The organism is Pseudomonas sp. Nvir (assembly GCF_963778085.1).
GTDB classification, from domain to species: Bacteria; Pseudomonadota; Gammaproteobacteria; order Pseudomonadales; family Pseudomonadaceae; genus Aquipseudomonas; species Aquipseudomonas juntendi.
On sequence record NZ_CAVZVN010000024.1, the window covers coordinates 1 to 1,279 of the forward strand.

The following is a 1,279-nucleotide window of genomic DNA, read 5'->3' on the forward strand; positions in this document are numbered from 1 at the left end:
CCTGGCCGCAGATGCCGACGTATTTTCCCTGTTTTTTCGCTGCGCGGATCGCCATCGACAGCAGGGCTTTCACCGCGTCGTTGCGCTCATCAAACAGCTCAGAGACCACGCCGGAGTCGCGATCCAGACCGAGCGCCAGCTGGGTCATGTCGTTCGAACCGATGGAGAAGCCGTCGAAGTACTCGAGGAACTGCTCGGCCAGCAAGGCGTTCGATGGGATCTCACACATCATAATGATCTTCAGCCCGTTCTCGCCGCGCTTCAGCCCCTGACGCTCCAGCTCTTCGACCACCGCTTTCGCCTGGGCGACGGTACGCACAAACGGCACCATCACTTCAACGTTGGTCAGCCCCATGTCGTTACGCACGCGCTTCATCGCTTCACACTCCAGCGCGAAGCAGTCGCGGAAGCTTTCGGAAACGTAGCGTCCGGCGCCGCGGAAGCCGAGCATCGGGTTCTCTTCTTCCGGCTCATAACGCTCGCCGCCCACCAGGTTGGCGTACTCATTCGATTTGAAGTCCGACAAACGCACGATGACGCGTTTCGGGTAGAAGGCGGCGCCAAGGGTAGCGATCCCTTCGGTCAGACGGCCGACGTAGAACTCTCTCGGCGAATCGTAGCCTTTCATCAGCTCGCGGATTTCGTTCTGCAGGCCCGGCTCCTGGTCGTCAAACTCCAGCAGCGCGCGCGGGTGAACGCCAATCATGCGGTTGATGATAAATTCCAGCCGCGCCAGACCCACGCCTTCGTTCGGCAGGCAGGCAAAGTCAAACGCACGATCCGGGTTGCCGACGTTCATCATCACCTTCAGCGGCAGATCCGGCATCTCGCCAACGCTGGAGCTCTTGACGCTGAAGTCCAGCAGCTCGGCGTAAACGTAGCCGGTGTCGCCTTCGGCGCAGGAGACGGTCACGTTCTGGTTTTCCTGAATGCGATCGGTGGCATCGCCGCAGCCGACCACCGCCGGGATCCCCAGCTCACGGGCGATAATCGCCGCGTGGCAGGTACGTCCGCCGCGGTTGGTGACGATCGCCGAGGCTTTCTTCATGATCGGTTCCCAGTCCGGGTCGGTCATGTCGGTGACCAGCACGTCGCCAGGTTCGATGCGGTTCATCTCGCTGATATCGTGGATCACCTTCACCGGGCCGGCGCCAATGCGGTGGCCGATGGCGCGCCCTTCGGCGATGATCTGCCCCTGAGCGTGGAGGGTATAACGCTCCATCACCTGGCCGCGGGAACGCACGGTTTCCGGACGCGCCTGGACGATAAACAGCTTACC

Annotated in this window: 1 protein-coding gene; it reads right to left on the minus strand. The window is 61.7% G+C overall.

What is annotated here, in order from left to right:
• Window positions 1–1,279 (minus strand): phosphoenolpyruvate synthase (gene ppsA, locus AACG97_RS00210; RefSeq protein WP_338463232.1); only part of this gene is annotated, 1,279 nt, incomplete at both ends.